This window comes from Bacillus velezensis (assembly GCF_001461825.1).
Classification (GTDB): Bacteria; Bacillota; Bacilli; order Bacillales; family Bacillaceae; genus Bacillus; species Bacillus velezensis.
Window position 1 is genome coordinate 399,632 of the sequence record NZ_LLZC01000012.1, and the last position, 15,838, is coordinate 415,469.

At 44.6% G+C, this 15,838-nt stretch carries 20 protein-coding genes; 13 read left to right on the forward strand and 7 right to left on the reverse strand.

Annotation, left to right across the window (positions count from 1 at the left end; translation table 11 throughout):
* Positions 1–91: 91 nt before the first annotated feature.
* The 4 genes from AR442_RS06150 to sigK form a co-directional block, all read right to left on the reverse strand.
* Positions 92–964, reverse strand: a complete 873-nt coding sequence (locus AR442_RS06150; RefSeq protein WP_014418433.1) for an AraC family transcriptional regulator — start codon at positions 962–964, stop codon at positions 92–94.
* Between the two features lie 554 nt (positions 965–1,518).
* Positions 1,519–2,046, reverse strand: a complete 528-nt coding sequence (locus AR442_RS06155; protein WP_014418432.1) for a PadR family transcriptional regulator — start codon at positions 2,044–2,046, stop codon at positions 1,519–1,521.
* Positions 2,043–2,885, reverse strand: a complete 843-nt coding sequence (locus AR442_RS06160) for a sialate O-acetylesterase (protein ID WP_014418431.1) — start codon at positions 2,883–2,885, stop codon at positions 2,043–2,045. Before AR442_RS06160 ends, AR442_RS06155 begins: the two co-directional genes overlap by 4 nt.
* Before the next feature lie 473 nt (positions 2,886–3,358).
* On the reverse strand, positions 3,359–4,084 hold the full coding sequence (gene sigK / locus AR442_RS06165) for an RNA polymerase sporulation sigma factor SigK (RefSeq protein WP_014418430.1): 726 nt from the start codon (positions 4,082–4,084) through the stop codon (positions 3,359–3,361).
* Between the two features lie 458 nt (positions 4,085–4,542).
* On the opposite strand from sigK, the gene AR442_RS06170 reads away from it, so the two are divergent.
* Positions 4,543–5,799, forward strand: coding sequence for an MFS transporter (locus AR442_RS06170; protein WP_014418429.1), 1,257 nt, complete (start codon positions 4,543–4,545; stop codon positions 5,797–5,799).
* A 211-nt stretch (positions 5,800–6,010) separates the two neighbouring features.
* On the opposite strand, the gene AR442_RS06175 is transcribed toward AR442_RS06170, so the two are convergent.
* Positions 6,011–6,637 (reverse strand): TVP38/TMEM64 family protein, encoded by a 627-nt coding sequence (locus AR442_RS06175; protein ID WP_014418428.1) that lies wholly within the window; start codon positions 6,635–6,637, stop codon positions 6,011–6,013.
* Between the two features lie 234 nt (positions 6,638–6,871).
* Between AR442_RS06175 and AR442_RS06180 the strand changes: the two genes are divergently transcribed.
* The 3 genes from AR442_RS06180 to AR442_RS20980 all read left to right on the forward strand — a co-directional run bounded on the left by AR442_RS06180 (position 6,872) and on the right by AR442_RS20980 (position 8,617).
* Entirely contained in the window at positions 6,872–7,606 is a 735-nt protein-coding gene (locus AR442_RS06180) for a polysaccharide deacetylase family protein (protein ID WP_022552931.1), read from the forward strand.
* A 69-nt stretch (positions 7,607–7,675) separates the two neighbouring features.
* Positions 7,676–8,407, forward strand: coding sequence for an SGNH/GDSL hydrolase family protein (locus AR442_RS06185; RefSeq protein WP_014418426.1), 732 nt, complete (start codon positions 7,676–7,678; stop codon positions 8,405–8,407).
* Between the two features lie 75 nt (positions 8,408–8,482).
* Positions 8,483–8,617 (forward strand): hypothetical protein, encoded by a 135-nt coding sequence (locus AR442_RS20980; RefSeq protein ID WP_014721534.1) that lies wholly within the window; start codon positions 8,483–8,485, stop codon positions 8,615–8,617.
* A 132-nt stretch (positions 8,618–8,749) separates the two neighbouring features.
* On the opposite strand, the gene sda is transcribed toward AR442_RS20980, so the two are convergent.
* Positions 8,750–8,890 (reverse strand): sporulation histidine kinase inhibitor Sda, encoded by a 141-nt coding sequence (gene sda / locus AR442_RS06190; RefSeq protein ID WP_014418425.1) that lies wholly within the window; start codon positions 8,888–8,890, stop codon positions 8,750–8,752.
* A gap of 357 nt (positions 8,891–9,247) precedes the next feature.
* Here sda and AR442_RS06195 point away from each other — a divergent pair, with 357 nt between their 5' ends.
* From AR442_RS06195 to AR442_RS06230, 8 genes are read left to right on the forward strand one after another with little or no spacing between them, the layout of a single operon-like run.
* On the forward strand, positions 9,248–9,766 hold the full coding sequence (locus AR442_RS06195) for a YqeG family HAD IIIA-type phosphatase (protein WP_007408254.1): 519 nt from the start codon (positions 9,248–9,250) through the stop codon (positions 9,764–9,766).
* 2 nt (positions 9,767–9,768) lie between these two features.
* A complete protein-coding gene (gene yqeH, locus AR442_RS06200) occupies positions 9,769–10,869 on the forward strand; it encodes a ribosome biogenesis GTPase YqeH (protein ID WP_014418423.1) in 1,101 nt (366 codons plus the stop codon).
* A 19-nt stretch (positions 10,870–10,888) separates the two neighbouring features.
* Positions 10,889–11,731, forward strand: coding sequence for a shikimate dehydrogenase (gene aroE / locus AR442_RS06205; RefSeq protein ID WP_003152856.1), 843 nt, complete (start codon positions 10,889–10,891; stop codon positions 11,729–11,731).
* On the forward strand, positions 11,725–12,015 hold the full coding sequence (gene yhbY / locus AR442_RS06210) for a ribosome assembly RNA-binding protein YhbY (protein ID WP_003152858.1): 291 nt from the start codon (positions 11,725–11,727) through the stop codon (positions 12,013–12,015). The genes aroE and yhbY overlap by 7 nt, the downstream gene beginning before the upstream one ends.
* A gap of 10 nt (positions 12,016–12,025) precedes the next feature.
* Positions 12,026–12,595, forward strand: coding sequence for a nicotinate-nucleotide adenylyltransferase (locus AR442_RS06215; protein ID WP_007408258.1), 570 nt, complete (start codon positions 12,026–12,028; stop codon positions 12,593–12,595).
* Positions 12,585–13,145, forward strand: a complete 561-nt coding sequence (yqeK, locus tag AR442_RS06220; RefSeq protein WP_014418422.1) for a bis(5'-nucleosyl)-tetraphosphatase (symmetrical) YqeK — start codon at positions 12,585–12,587, stop codon at positions 13,143–13,145. Before AR442_RS06215 ends, yqeK begins: the two co-directional genes overlap by 11 nt.
* Before the next feature lie 17 nt (positions 13,146–13,162).
* Positions 13,163–13,519 carry a ribosome silencing factor gene (rsfS, locus tag AR442_RS06225; RefSeq protein WP_007408260.1) on the forward strand — a complete coding sequence of 119 codons (357 nt, stop codon included), beginning with the start codon at positions 13,163–13,165 and terminating at the stop codon, positions 13,517–13,519.
* A complete protein-coding gene (locus tag AR442_RS06230; protein ID WP_014418421.1) occupies positions 13,516–14,253 on the forward strand; it encodes a class I SAM-dependent DNA methyltransferase in 738 nt (245 codons plus the stop codon). The genes rsfS and AR442_RS06230 overlap by 4 nt, the downstream gene beginning before the upstream one ends.
* A gap of 68 nt (positions 14,254–14,321) precedes the next feature.
* Here the strand turns inward: AR442_RS06230 and comER are convergent, their stop codons facing one another.
* Positions 14,322–15,143: a late competence protein ComER gene (comER, locus tag AR442_RS06235; RefSeq protein WP_014418420.1), complete on the reverse strand. Its 822-nt coding sequence runs from the start codon at positions 15,141–15,143 to the stop codon at positions 14,322–14,324.
* 58 nt (positions 15,144–15,201) lie between these two features.
* On the opposite strand from comER, the gene AR442_RS06240 reads away from it, so the two are divergent.
* A complete protein-coding gene (locus tag AR442_RS06240; protein WP_014418419.1) occupies positions 15,202–15,816 on the forward strand; it encodes a helix-hairpin-helix domain-containing protein in 615 nt (204 codons plus the stop codon).
* The last annotated feature ends 22 nt before the right edge of the window (positions 15,817–15,838 follow it).

The window sequence follows — 15,838 nt, forward strand, 5'->3', positions numbered from 1 at the left end:
TCATTAAAGTCTTCGAGTCGGTGCAAAAAGAGGAAGGGATGAGGCCCCTCCCTTAAAACCTTCAATTCCTCTAATTTCATTGTAAGATATATTATTTTTTTGAAATGGGTATCCAAATTTCACTTTTAAAAGATGGCGATGTTACATCTTTATGCTCGTTCCACAGGATTTCTGGGCCTTCAATTTGTTCATAATGTGACGATGGAAACCATTCGGAATAAATCCGCCCCCATACTTCCTGCAGTGCATCCGGAAATGATCCGGCTGCTTCGAATACAGCCCACGTTGAGGCAGGGACTTCAAGCTGTGATAGGTGATTTGGGCAATGTTTCGTTGTGGCTGCGCCAATATAGTGATCAAGCTCTCCGTTTTCCTCTGTCCGGCCTTCAGAAAAGTTCGTGGATGCACTAATAAGTCCTACAGGCGCTACATTAGAAAGCTCTTTTAGTTGATTGATTGCTGCTTCATCTAAACTTTCCCACATCGATGCAATGTCAGGATTCACGCCTTTAAACAAAATAGGGACTCTTTTTTTAATGCCGACGATGCGAAATGCCTCTTTTTCTTCAATGCGATAGTTCATTTCATTTCCTCCTTTGATTGATAACTGGAAGGTCATTCGCGGATAAGCTTTAAGTGAATGGCCATTATGTCTAGCTTCTGATGGTCTTATGCCATGCAGATTTTGAAATGCTCGTGCAAAAGAATCTGGTGAGTGATAACCGTATTTTATTGCAAGATCAATCACCTTTACGCGGCTGTCTTTAAGTTCAAAAGCTGCAAGAGTAAGACGTCTGCGGCGAATATATTCCGATAATGAAATACCTGTAAGGAAGGAAAACATCCTTTTAAAATGATATTCAGAGCAGAAAGCAAGCCTTGCTGCTTCTTTGAAATCAATATCGTTCGTGAGGTTTTCTTCGATATACGTTAATGCGCTGTTCATCCTTTTAAGCGAATCCATTTATTTGACCTCCTTTAACAAAAGAATAACAGGAGCGAAATGTATCTACCCGACATTTCGTGCACAGTTTTGCAGGATAACTTATATGTAATAAATTAAGTGATTCACCTGTATTTGTACAGATAAAGAAAACCACCTAATAACTGCTTGGGTTTCATAAGATGAAAGAAGTTATCATTGTTTTATCAATTACCTTTAACAAAACTTTCTCTATTGAAAAGAAAGAGGAAGTGATTCCTCTTTAAGGGAGATCACTTTTACTTATTCGACGAAAGCAGCAGTTTAGCGGACGAAGGAGAAAAATCAGTTGACTTAATTGAATACTAAATAGGTGTAAAAAAGCGGTTATTCATACTGATTGAAAAAGAAGAACACGCAGCAGATTCACTTGCTCTTGTTGGGGGCAAGTGTTGACAACCCTATACTGGTTTAATTAAAGAAGGAGTATAAAACCTGTATCAATGGTGTTACTAGATATCTGCGACACAGGTTTTATATGTAGGTAACTAATATTCTGATATATGTAACATTGCATTTTTTTATTATGCAATAGTTCACTCTATTTCTGCTTTCAATTTTTCGAACCACTCTAAATTAACCAAGTGATGTGAACGGGAATTTTCATTCATACGGCGAAAGTAATTGATTGTGCTGGGAATTTCTTGAGTGATGGACAGGTATTCATCAAGGAGCTCGATTCGAGTTCTAGTCTGATCGATTTGTGATTGGATCAGATCCAGTAATTTATTTTTGTCGAATTCATCGGCAAAGAGTAACGCCCCATAAAATTGCAGGTTCACATATTCCGATTTGGTGCCGTATTTGATCATTAATTTTTCGAATTCTGCCTTTCCCGAATCTGTGACTTTAAAGTTACGGATTTCACGCCCGCTGGTTGAGGGTTTCTGCTGAATCTGTTCAATCAAACACTTTTCTTCAAGTTGCTGCAGATTGTAATAAAATGAACCTTTCGTGAAGTTAACAATGTATTTGTAATGACGTTTTTCCATTAAAGCCAGAAGTTCATAGCCGTGAGCTCCGGGGTTTTGGATGAGCAAGCCAAGGATAAGTAAGGGAATCATGGTTTCATCACCTTCGCCATCCGCGCCTCAAATTCCGCGTGCGTGATTTTACCCGAAGCCAAATCCATACTATGAAGGTAAATCTGTTCTGTTTTAGAATAGCCACCATTCACTTTCAGTGATTGCTCCTCTCCCGAAATGGGTTTCAGGATATGGTGCTTTTTCGAAAAAGCCTCGAAATAGCGGTAACCGAATTTGCGTTGTGAAGCTGCGTCTAAATGAATGCCATCAGGATTCGCAGTCAGACCTGCCGCAGTAACAAAATAACAATTCTGTTGTTCATTAGCAAAACGCAGCAATTGTTCATTAACCTGTCGAAATTCAGTCGCGTGCTGTCCAAAACCGGTCTTCCCAAGAAAGTCACCAAGCCCTCCAATAATCAACGGTACCTCATCAAGTTTCAACTCGTTTCTTAGCGTTTCGATGATAAGAGTTAATTTCTCGTAATAAGTTTCATGCAGCGAACGATAACTGTCACTCTCACCTTGGTGCCAAAGGATTCCACAAATTTGACTGGACTGGAGGGCGAAGCGGGCTTCGGACAAAGCATGCTGAAAAAGGATGCCTTCCGGATGCCAGTCATTCAATGAACTGCCGCCTTCCGCACAGGGGATCAAGCCAATTTCTTCATCGGGATGAGCTTTCGACCATGCATCTGCAAAAGATGCCGCCAGGCCAACGCCGGAAACCGGACGGTCGTAATTAATCGGCTCTGTCATCATCTGCCACTGTCCATTGCGCAGCATTTTTATTTTTTCATTATAGATAGGGTCTACTTCATTCAAAAATCCACGGCCCGCCATATTCGACTGCCCCAACATTAAAAAAGACTTTATCATCTAATTTTTCACTTCTTTACATCAATATTTTAGTCTAATTAGACTATAGTCAATTCAGCTTGTCTTGTAAAGTTTCAACTAGGTTTTATTTTTATTATTAGTATGTATGAAGAACAAACTAACATTGAACATTTGGTGGATGTATTTGAGAATTAGCAAGTTCTTTTGCTTTAGGTCTTGATAAACATGAAAAAACAACAAAAACCCTGTCATGTAAGGGTTACTACGAGGTTCAAAATCATTTTTCATAGGAAATACATTCAATGATGGAGGTGTAGCCCAAATGAAATGGATTGTTAAAAAGGGAGGGCTATGTTGAAGGGGTTAAATATCAATAAAAAATTATTAAAAAGGTTAACGATTGTACCAATTCTATTCATTTGTTATGTTTTATTTTTAAATCCTGAAGTTATACTTGAAGAGCGATGTCCTAAAATGCAGAAAAAGCCGGGATGTCAGATCCGGCTTTTCGCTCACTTTCCCTTCGACTTCTTCCGCTTCTCCTTCTCCGCCCGGTAAAACTCATGAAACATCTTCATCAATGCGCGTTTTTCAATCCGCGACACATAACTCCTTGAAATGCCGAGCTCCTTTGCGATTTCGCGCTGCGTTTTTTCTTTTTTTAGATCAAGCCCGAAGCGGCCGACGATGACTTCTTTTTCGCGGTCGTCTAAAATGTCGATATATTTTTTGACCTTTTCAAGTTCCATGTTGAGCTGAATAGTGTCGATCACATCTTCGCTTTCCGACTTGAGGACATCGATCAGGCTTATTTCATTCCCTTCTTTATCCTGGCCGATCGGATCATGAAGGGAGACGTCTTTTTTCGTTTTTTTCAATGCGCGCAGATGCATTAAAATCTCATTTTCAATACATCGTGCGGCATATGTGGCAAGCTTCGTGCCTTTTCCGGCTGAATAGCTTTCAATTCCTTTGATCAGCCCGATTGTACCGATGGAGATCAGATCTTCTGCGTCCTCTCCCGTGTTTTCGAATTTTTTCACAATATGGGCGACTAAACGGAGATTATGTTCGATCAGCATGTTGCGGGCGTGTTCATCTCCTTCAGCCATAAGGTCTAAGTATTTTTTCTCCTCATTATTTGAGAGCGGTTGTGGAAAGGCATTATTTTTCACGTATGATACTAAAAACACAAGTTCTTTCACAATAAACCCGAGCGCTGCAAAAACACCTGTCACCGTCCTCACCTCCACAAAGTTATGTAGGCAATCGCCTATATGTAACTGTATGTGTCGGTAGGGCTGTTTGTGTCTGTACAGGGAAATTAATCAAAATCGGGTTTTATTTCTCACAGCCTCTTGATTTTTGCTGATTGAGCCTGTATATTGTTAAAAAAAGTAAGGGTAAAAACAATATAACCGAAAAGCGCTGAAGAGACGAGTAGACAGATATCATTCATGACAGAGAGCTCCGGGAGCTGTGAAGGAGTATGAATGGATGTGTTGAAACAAACCTCTTAGCTTCGCATCGGAATCATGCAACACGAGGATGATGCGGCGGATACTCCTGTTACCGAGTAAGCTTTGTACCCGGCATGGCCGGCACCAAACCGAATTGAGGTGGCATAGCGGGCTGTTTCCCGTCCTCAAGACTTTATTGTCTTGAGGGCGTTTTTTATTTCTAAGGGAGGGATAAGATGAAAAACCTGAAGTCTTGGCGGTACCCGATGTTTCTGTTAACCGGAATCGGGATAGCAAATATTGGTGAATGGATTTATTTTTTGTCTCTTAATCTTATTGTCTTAAAAGAAACGGGGTCTGCTTTTGCGGTTTCCATCCTTTATTTAATCAGGCCTGCGGCTGTTTTGATGACAAATGGGTGGGCGGGCAGCATCATCGACCGGTGCAACAAACGGAATATGATGATGTCGCTTGATTTCATCCGGGCTGCATTCATTGCCGTTCTGCCGCTGATGTTTACTGCACGGTCTTTATTTTCCGTTTATTGTATTGTATTTTTGATTCAAATGGCCAATGCGATGTTTCGTCCGTGTTCCATGGCGTATGTGACGATGCTTATCCCGGCTGAAAGGAGAAAACGATTCAATTCACTAAGGGCTTTGTCGGAATCAGGGGCTTTTCTCCTCGGTCCGGCTGCGGCCGGGCTGCTTTTTATCGCCGGCACGCCGATTTTTGCGATTTGGGTGAATGCGGCGGCTTTAGTGCTGTCCGGGTTCATCACGATGATGCTGCCGAACCTTGAAAATGAGCCTCACGTACATTCTCCCAGACAGAAGCTTTCTTTGGCAGTGTACAAAGAAGATTGGAAGCTCGTCTATCGCTTCAGCCGAACGGCGCGAAACGTCATGATCATTTATTTTTTATTCAGTCTGGTCATGACCGTTATGCCATCCGCGCTTGATTCGCTTGAAGCCGCTTTTGCAAAAGAGGTTCTTCAGCTGACTGATGCCGATTACGGTTTTCTCGTCAGTGTCTCAGGGGCAGGCATTATTGCGGGGGCGCTTGTCAATGTGTTCTTTAATAAAAAAATGCCGGCTTCTTTATTGATGGGAATGGGCTCTTTATTCACAGCGGCCGGATATATGATTTATGCGTTTTCTGACGTTTTTTGGACGGCTGCTTTCGGATTTTTCCTTCTCGCTTTTTTTCTGGCGTTTGCCAATACAGGCTTTCTGACGTTTTATCAAAAGAATGTTCCGGTGGACATCATGGGGAGAGTGGGGAGCTTTTATTCATTAGTCGAAGCTGTCTTCATTATAGTGGTAACGGCGGTTTTCGGAGCGGCTTCTGTCAGTTCGTCCGTCCGCGGCATCGTCATCGCAGGCGCTGCTGTTATGCTGGCGTTGGCAGCCGTTTTATGCTCGTTCTTATTTGCGGCCGCAAAAAGGAGGACTCCTGATGTATTTCAAGCGGATCAATGTAAACAAACATAAAGAGACGGCCGTTTCATTTCGTGAGGATTCGTTTTTCGTCAGCTTTTCAGAGCGAAGGGTGTTTCGGAATATCACCTGAGAGTTTCGGGGGCAATAAAGCGGCTCTGTCATTTTACAGAAAGAAAAACATGGAGTGATCGGTTCAGAATGTAACGGAAAAGTTCTCAGAATGAGAGGAGCCGTACCGCCGGAATAGGGGGCGGTACGCGCTTCATTTTTTCGTTGTTTTTAAAAGGCCGGGAAACTTCTTATAAATGACCGCCATTAAGACGAGCATATACATTCCGTAAATCCCGAAAGACAGCAGTTTGTTGCTTGTAAATGAAGCGCCTGCGACTGTCACGATCACAATGTTCGGAATTTTGCCGAGCACCGACGCAGAAAAAAAGATCGGCCATCGGATATGACTCAGCCCGCAGACGGTATTCATGGCAAGCGACGGTATAATCGGAATCAGCCGTCCGAAAAGCACCGCCGTAAACGCGTGCTGATGAAATGAATCTTCATATTGGGCCGCGGCCGGGTAAGCCAGCAGCTTTTTTCTGGCCCAGTCTCTGAATCCGTACCGGACGAGAAAAAACAATGCCATTGTTCCGAGCATTGCGCCTGACAATGTAATCCACACCCCGTTTACAATCCCGAAAACCGCTCCGTTTAAGGCCGCGATAATGGCGAATGGAACGATCGGAAAAAATACGTCAGCTGCGACCAGAAGGATACTCATAAGCACGGCGTACATGCCGCCCGCGCGAATCATGCTGAGCCAGACGTCTTTTTGCATAAAGCCGATCATCACGACAGCAATGATGACGGCAAGACTGAATCCCTTTTTTATCATCTGCACGTTCACCTCTTTTCAATTAGTATACAGCACAAATCTATCTCCTTCTATTAAAATAAGCTGTCCGATAAGCTCATTTGTTTATCAGCATTTGCCGTTTGATGAGAAACGGCTGCACCCGGATTTGGACAAAAACAAGCGGGAAGCGGGTGATGTGCATCATTTGATGCAGAGAATGATTTTTTATAAAAGGGGACACGTTAACAGTAGTGTTTACTGGAGGTGTAAACGTTGAGATGCTTTCATCTGATCATCATGATATGCGTCCTCACGAGTCTCACTGCCGTGTCCGCCGATGCGAAATCTTTAAAAAGAAGTGACATGGAGAAGACGGGAAACGTGTACTGGGATATAAGGTCTGAAAAAAAGAAACTATCTTTAACCTTCGATGACGGCCCCCATCCTGTCTATACGGAGGCAGTGTTAGACGTGCTGAAACAGCACAATGTGAAAGCAACCTTTTTTTGTGTCGGGAGCCGTATAGACAAATACCCCATAACGGCAAAACGCATCGTTGAAGAAGGGCATGAAATCGGCAACCATACGATGAACCATGTTTATTTTCACCGTCTGAAACGCAAAGACATTTTACAAGAGCTTCACAGCTCCGCGCATCATATCACATCGCTGCAGCCGGCAGGGGACAAGTTATTCCGCCCGCCGGGAGGGTCGCTGAATCATACGGCTTTCAAAAGCATCTTAAAAGAGGGCTATCATATCATCATGTGGTCATGGAACCAAGACCCGAGAGACTGGAAAAGGCCCGGGAAAGGGAAAATCGTCAGGCACGTTGTTTCACATGCCAGAGATGGAGATATCGTTCTTCTGCATGACGGCGGAGGAAACCGGCGCCAGACGGTTGAGGCTTTGAAAGAAATCATTCCCAAGCTGAAAAAGCAGGGCTACACGTTTGTTAAGGTTTCGGATTTGATCGGACAGGATTCCGGCCCTTTTCATATCCAGTAAAGAGAGCGCCGCGTTGAAAGCCGCCAAAGAGATGTGTACCATAGGAGGTAAGGTTTGGGGGGAGAGAAAATGAAGTTTGCTGTTCTTTTTATTACGATAATCTGTCTGTTATCAGGATGCGCCGCGGGCAAAGAGAAAAGTGTTGTCGCGTTCGGCGACAGCAATACGCGCGGTTCCAACTGGGATTATCGTGATTATCCGAAGGCGCAGCAGTGGGTAAACATGTTAAAAACAGCGGAACGCGGCCGTCTTACGGTTATAAATGCGGGAATAGGCGGCCAGACGACTGAGGATGCGCGCCTGCGCTTTCAAAGCGACGTGCTGAACCGTAAGCCCCAATATTTATTTATCATGTTCGGAACAAATGATGCGGGCATTTTGACGGGCGATCAGCCGCGGGTATCAAAGAAACGGTTTAAAGAAAACCTGACTTATTTCATAAACGAAAGCAGAAATCACGGCATAAAGCCGATTTTAATGACGTGCATCCCGGTTATAGAAGGAAACGGAACGCATCATCTCTATTACTATTCGAGATATAAAGCCTCAGCCTTTAAAGAAAAAGGCGGCGCGAGAAAATGGCATAATTCCTATAACGGCGTTACGAGGCAGGTTGCAGCTGAGTTGAAAGTGCCGCTGGTGGATAACTGGAAACACTTTATACGCGCGGACGGCGGCAAAGATACAGACCGGGCGCTGATCCAATCCGGACTGATAGATCCCTCCGGAAATCATATGACGCCAAAAGGCGCCAGAATCTTAATTGAAGGCATAAAAAATGGGCGGGTTTTGGAACGCTGACGCCGTCAGCTGCCTAAACCGTTTTGCTTCTGCTTCATAGGCTGTAGAAAAAACATCTTTTTGGAGGCGATTGCTATGAACCGCGGTTTCCCTCTGCAATATCCTGTATGCCCGCCTCCTCGGGTGAATGCGGGGTACTGGTACGCATTTTTTGTTGTGCTGCTCGTCGTCATTCTCGTCCTGGGCGGTCTGTATTGGTTCAATATATAGCAGCCGTCCTCTTAAACACCTCTATTTTAGGGGTGTTTTTTGTTGAAAGTGGTAGTAATGCGCATAACCGAAGTGATATAATATCAGTCATCTGAGTAAAAAAAGGAAATTCGCCCGGAAATTTTTTTCTGTTTAAGAGGAAACGGAAATAATGTGTCCGAGCGATCTTCTTTTGATTTCGTTTTCAATTAACTCGATAAATTCACGGCTCAAATTCATTTCAGTGGCTTTGAAATAAGATTCTATTAGTAATTCATCAGAAAGCTTTCTCATGCCGGGGACCCAATTAATGGGAGTGGCACCTCCTTACAATTGTAATCAATCATCAGACGCAAGCATATGATGGAAGGTTGCGTTTCAATCATGGTGAGGTTATCTTTAATCTACCATGAAATACAAATAAGAACAATCGTTCTGTTATCCACACTCGTAAGTGGATAACTTGTTAGTATCTTGTTTATAATCTGGATAAATCCGGATGTAATAAGAGTGGATAATGTGTGTAATTTTATCCACAACTGGTGAAGAAACCCAATTTTTGTCGAAATTTTTTTACTGAGTCCGACTTTGTTTTTAAATCTGACAGGTTTCGACATATAGATGATAGAAAGAAAAGGAAGGGTGCGGGTTTTGTTAAAAAAGTTTTTTTTACCTGACGAATTTGTGAAAAATATATTTCATATCACACCGGAAAAGCTCAAAGAACGCAATGTGAAAGGGATTATTACAGACCTTGACAACACGCTTGTGGAGTGGGACAGACCGAGTGCGACACCTCGATTAATCGAGTGGTTTGAAGAAATGAAGGAGCACGGCATTAAAGTCACGATCGTCTCCAATAATAATGAACGAAGAGTGAAATTATTCTCGGAGCCGCTTGGCATACCGTTTATTTATAAGGCAAGAAAACCGATGGGGCGCGCCTTTAAAAGAGCCGTCAGCAGCATGGATCTGAAAAAAGAAGACTGTGTGGTCATCGGCGATCAGCTGCTTACTGATGTTCTCGGCGGAAACAGAAACGGGTATCATACGATCCTCGTCGTGCCTGTCGCTTCCTCTGACGGAGTCATGACGCGCTTTAACCGCCGGATTGAACGGAGAATATTGAGTTCTTTGAAACGTAAAGGCCATATTCAGTGGGAGGATTAGAAATGGAAAAGGTTGTTTGCATCGGCTGCGGAGTAGCGATCCAGACCGAGGATAAACAAGGTCTCGGATACGCGCCAAAGGCATCGCTCACGAAAGAGAATGTCATCTGCCAGCGCTGTTTCAGACTGAAAAATTACAATGAAATTCAAGATGTTTCATTAACGGATGATGACTTTTTAAATATCTTGCACACAATCGGCGATACTGACTCTCTTATTGTCAAAGTCGTTGATATTTTTGATTTTAACGGAAGCTGGATAAACGGGCTGAACCGCTTTGTCGGCGGTAATCCGATTATTCTTGTCGGTAATAAGGCCGATATCCTGCCAAAATCCGTAAAACGGGAACGCCTCGTTCAATGGATGAAACGCGAAGCGAAAGAATACGGCTTAAAACCCCTTGATGTCTTTTTAATCAGCGCTTCCCGCGGACAAGGGATGAAGGAAGTCATTGACGCCATTGAACATTACCGCGAAGGCCGCGATGTGTATGTGGTGGGCTGTACCAATGTCGGCAAATCCACATTTATCAACCGGATTATTAAAGAGGTTTCAGGGGAAGAGAATATTATCACCACCTCTCAATTTCCGGGCACGACGCTTGACGCGATTGAAATCCCGCTCGATGACGGATCTGCGCTTTATGATACGCCGGGAATCATTAACCATCACCAGATGGCGCATTACGTGGACAAGCGTGACTTAAAGGTGCTGACACCGAAAAAAGAACTGAAGCCGCGCACTTTTCAGCTGAATGAAAAACAAACGCTTTATTTCGGCGGGCTTGCCCGGTTTGACTATGTATCAGGCGATAAAACGGCGTTTGTCTGCTATATGCCGAATGAATTGATGATTCACAGAACAAAGCTTGAAAATGCTGATGCCTTATACGAAAAGCATGCGGGAGAACTGCTTACCCCGCCCGGAAAAGATCATTTGGATGAATTTCCGGAGCTTACGCCCCACACGTTTACGATTAAAGAAGGAAAGACGGATATCGTTTTTTCCGGTCTCGGCTGGGTCACGGTGCAGCAAGCAGATAAAAAAATAACGGCATACGCTCCGAAAGGCGTACACGTATTTGTCCGCCGTTCATTAATATAGAGAGAAGGGGAGAGGGAGCATGAAACAATTGTACGGAGTAATCGGAAATCCGATCGGGCATTCAATGTCACCCGATATTCATAACGCGGCTTTGCAAGATAAGAACATCAACGGGCAGTATTTTGCGTTTCAGGTGGAACCTCATCATCTCAAGGACGCCGTTAACGGAATTAAGGCGCTTGGCATCTGCGGAGTGAACGTCACAGTCCCGCATAAAGTCGCGATCATGGAGCATCTGGATGAAATACATGAAAGCGCGAAAGTACTCGGGGCCGTAAATACCGTCAAAAGAGAGGGAGACAGGCTCATCGGGTATAATACTGACGGAGATGGGTTTTATAAATCCTTAGTCAAAGTATTGGACAAACCGATATCAGAGCTCTCCATCCTCATGATTGGGGCGGGAGGAGCGGCAAGAGCGATTTTTACAACGATCGTCCGCAGAGAGCCGAAACAATTTGACGTTTGCAACCGCACGCCGGAAAAAGCAGAAAGTCTGATTGCGGCTGCTCCCTCTTTTCAGCAGAAACGCGCCCTTACTTTAAAAGAAGCTGAAAATCAGCTTGAACAATATGACGTCATTATTCATACAACATCTGTCGGCATGTATCCGAAAACGGATGCCGTGCCGCTCTCATTGGAACGGGCCAAAACGGGCGCCATCGTTTGTGATATTGTATACAACCCGATTCAAACGGCGTTCTTAAAAGAAGCTGAAAAAAGAGGTTTAACAACCCTTGACGGTGTCGGCATGTTTGTGGAACAGGCCGCACTGTCTTTCAAGCTGTGGACGGAACAAGAGCCTGACAGCGGCTTAATGAGAGCGATTGTTGAAGGAAAACTAGGAGGAACACAATGTTAACAGGAAAACAAAAACGGTTTTTGCGTTCAAAAGCGCATCACTTAACGCCTATTTTTCAAGTGGGAAAAGGCGGAGTCAACGAAAACATGGTGAAACAGATTGCCGAGGCTTTAGAAGCAAGAGAGCTGATTAAAGTCAGCGTGCTTCAAAACTGCGAAGACGATAAAAATGATGTCGCAGAAGCCCTTGTGAAAGGCAGCCGCTCACAATTGGTGCAGACGATCGGAAATACGATCGTACTGTATAAGGAATCAAAGGAAAATAAACAAATCGAGCTTCCGTAAGGTGGTTGACATGAAGAAAATCGGAATATTCGGGGGCACATTTGACCCACCGCACAACGGACATCTTCTGATGGCTAATGAAGTCCTTCATCAGGCGGAGCTCGATGAAATTTGGTTTATGCCCAATAAAATCCCTCCGCATAAGCAGAATGAAGACTTTACAGACAGCCGGCACCGGGTGGAGATGCTGAAGCTTGCCATCAGCTCGAATTCCGGCTTTAAGCTTGAGCTTGCGGAAATGGACCGGAAAGGCCCTTCTTATACCTATGATACCGTCCGTTTACTGAAGGAGCGGCACCCGAACGACAAGCTTTTCTTTATTATCGGGGCGGATATGATTGAATATCTGCCGAAATGGTACAAACTGGACGAACTGCTCACGCTCATTCAATTTATCGGAGTGCGGCGCCCGGGGTATCATATTGAGACCCCGTACCCGCTGCTTTTTGCCGACGTTCCGGAATTTGACGTTTCGTCAACGATGCTGAGAGAACGTCTCAAAGCAAAAAAGCCGACGCAATACTTAATGCCGGATAAAGTGAGGCAGTATATAGAGGAGAATGATTTATATGAATCGTGAGGAAGCACTTGCCTGCGTCAAAGAACAGCTGACCGAGCATCGCTACATCCACACAATCGGCGTGACAGATACGGCGGTTATTCTCGCAGGCCGGTTCGGAGCAGATCCGAAAAAAGCGGAAATGGCTGCTATTTTTCATGATTATGCGAAATTCCGGCCGAAAGAAGAAATGAAGCAGATCATCGTGCGGGAAAAAATGCCGGCTGAGCTCTTGGATTACAATGCCGAACTGTGGCATGCCCCTGTGGGAGCGTATCTGGCTGAGAAAGAAGCGGGGATCACTGATCCTGAGATCTTGGATGCAATCCGCTATCACACGTCAGGGCGTCCCGGAATGACCCTTTTAGACAAAGTCATTTACGTTGCGGATTACATTGAACCCGGCCGCCATTTTCCCGGAGTGGAAGAGGTGCGCCGTCTGGCGGAAACGGATCTGAACGAAGCGCTCATACAAGCAATGAAAAATACAATGATATTTCTGATGAAAAAAAACCAGCCGGTCTTTCCGGAGACGTTTGCAACCTATAACTGGCTGGTGTCTCAAAATTGACAGGAGGAATTTGAAGAATGAATCAAGCTTCCGTATTAAAAATCGCGGCAAAAGCATGCGACGATAAACGTGCAGAAGATATTTTAGCGCTGGACATGGAAGGAATCTCACTTATAGCGGATTACTTTTTAATCTGCCACGGGAATTCTGATAAGCAGGTTCAGGCAATTGCGCGTGAAATTAAAGATCAGGCAGAAGAAAACGGCATTGATGTCAAAAAGATGGAAGGGTTTGATGAGGCCCGCTGGATTTTAGTTGATCTCGGCGACGTCATTGTCCACGTTTTCCATAAAGATGAAAGAAGCTACTACAATCTTGAAAAGCTATGGGGCGACGCGCCGCTCGCAGAGCTTGAGCTCGGCTTGAACTCATGATTTACCAAGGCTTCGCCGGCGTATATGACGAGTTAATGTCACATGCGCCGTATGATGAATGGGCGGGCTGGATCGAAGCGTCTCTTCCGGAAAAGGGAAGGGTGCTTGATCTTGCCTGCGGAACCGGAGAAATATCCATCAGGCTTGCTGAAAAAGGCTGCGAAGTCACGGGGATTGATTTGAGTGAAGATATGCTGAGCTGTGCCCAGCAGAAAAAAACGGGAAAGCCGATTCTTTTTCTCCAGCAGGATATGAGAAAGCTTTCCGGTTTTGAAGAACAGTTTGATGCTGTAGTCATCTGCTGTGATTCCCTAAATTACTTAAAAACGAAAAATGATGTCTTAAGCACCTTCAAAAGTGTTTTTCAAGTTTTGAAGGAGGGCGGCCTGCTTCTGTTTGACGTCCATTCCCCATTTAAAATGACGGAGCTTTTTCCGGACAGCACCCATGCGGATCAGGATGAGCAGATCAGCTATATCTGGCAAAGCTTTGCCGGCGATGAAGAGCTTTCTGTCATCCATGATATGTCCTTTTTCGTATGGAACGGACAATCTTATGACCGCTACGACGAGACGCATGAGCAAAAAACATTTTACATTGAAGAATATGAACAAATGCTTGCAGAGACCGGATTTGAACTGAAGAAGGTGACGGCTGATTTTACAGACCGGCCTCCTTCAACAGAGTCTGAACGTCTTTTCTTCACGGCAGGCAAACCAAAAACCATCGTTTAAACGGAACGATGGTTTTTAAAATGCATTTTTTGCGATTGGCGCGATAAAGCACTTTATGGCATACTCAGTTACACGTGAAATTGCTTCTTCACTAACGATATATCTTCATCGTATTTGTCATGTGTACGCTGAAAGACACGGTTGAACATATCCTGAACACCGCTTTCGAGAGCCTTCAGCCCTTCCCCGGTGACGCCGCCTTTTACGCATACTTTTTCCTGCAAGGCGGGAAGCGTGTAACGCCCTGTTTCAAGAAGCTTTCCGAGACCGACAAGCATTTCCGTCGACATAATTACTGCTTCTTCTTTGGTGATGTCCGTTTCTTCCACTGCCGCGTCAATAAAGCGCTGAACGAGATAACTCATAAAAGCGGGCCCGCAGCTGACAATGTCTGACGCCGCTCTTGTAATGCCGCTGCTGATTTCTACAGGTTTTGAGATATGAGTGAACAGCGTTTGAATATCCGCTTTTGCAGACTCGCTGCAGCTTTTGCCGAACGTAACAAGCGAGACGCCGGCCAAGGCGCGGTTCGTAATGCTCGGAATGACGCGGACCGTCTGACACGGAACCGTATGTTCAATCTGATCCGTCTGAACGGGACTGGTAATGGAGATTAAAATGTGATCTTTCCGTAAATGCGGTGTGAGTTTCTTCAGCAAAGGATATATATCCAGCGGTTTTACACAAATGAATATTATTTCATTTTCCTGTACGAGCTTTTCCTGATCCTCGGTGACATGGATGCCGCTGAAACGTTCTTTTAGTTTTAATGCTTTTTCGATTGTTCTGTTTGTGATGGTGATATGTGAGGGATCGGCAGCGTTTGATTCGATAAACGATTCAATCAGGATCGTTCCCATGTTTCCGGTGCCGATAAAGCCTATTTTCAATGAATTCCCCTCCTTTTTCTCTTAATCCTCTAAACCTTATGCGGGGAGGCAATGCAATATGACGAAAGCGATGATGACGGAGCGGCTGCGGCGGAACCTGAAAATTCTGGGCGCTTGTCTTGCTGCAGGAGCGGTTTTTATCTGTATTTGGCTGTTTCGTTCTGAAAAGGAAGAGCCGGTCAAACAGCAGTCCGTGCTCGGCCAAACAGCCTCAGCATCCGTCGCGGACAAAAAAGACACCGCAGACGATAAGATTATGATTGATGTGAAAGGCGCGGTCCGAAATCCCGGCGTGTATGAAATGGAAGCGGGAGACAGAGTGACGCAAGCCATTGAAAAAGCCGGCGGCCTGAAGAAAAAGGCGGATGAATTGAATGTTAATTTAGCAGAGCAGCTGCAGGACGGGACGATTGTTTATATTCCGAGTGAAGGCGAAGAGGAGAATCGCCCGAAAACAACAGCGGGTGAAAAGGAGAATGCAGCTGTCAATATCAATACGGCATCTCTGGACGAACTTCAGGCGGTTTCCGGGGTGGGGCAGAAAAAAGCGGAAGCGATTATCGCCTACCGAGAAGAAAACGGACGGTTTCAGACTGCTGAAGATTTGATGAATGTATCAGGCTTTGGAGAAAAGTCATTTGAGCGGATAAAAACTTCCATTACGGTAAAGTGAATTGACGGTTTTGCTTAAATCT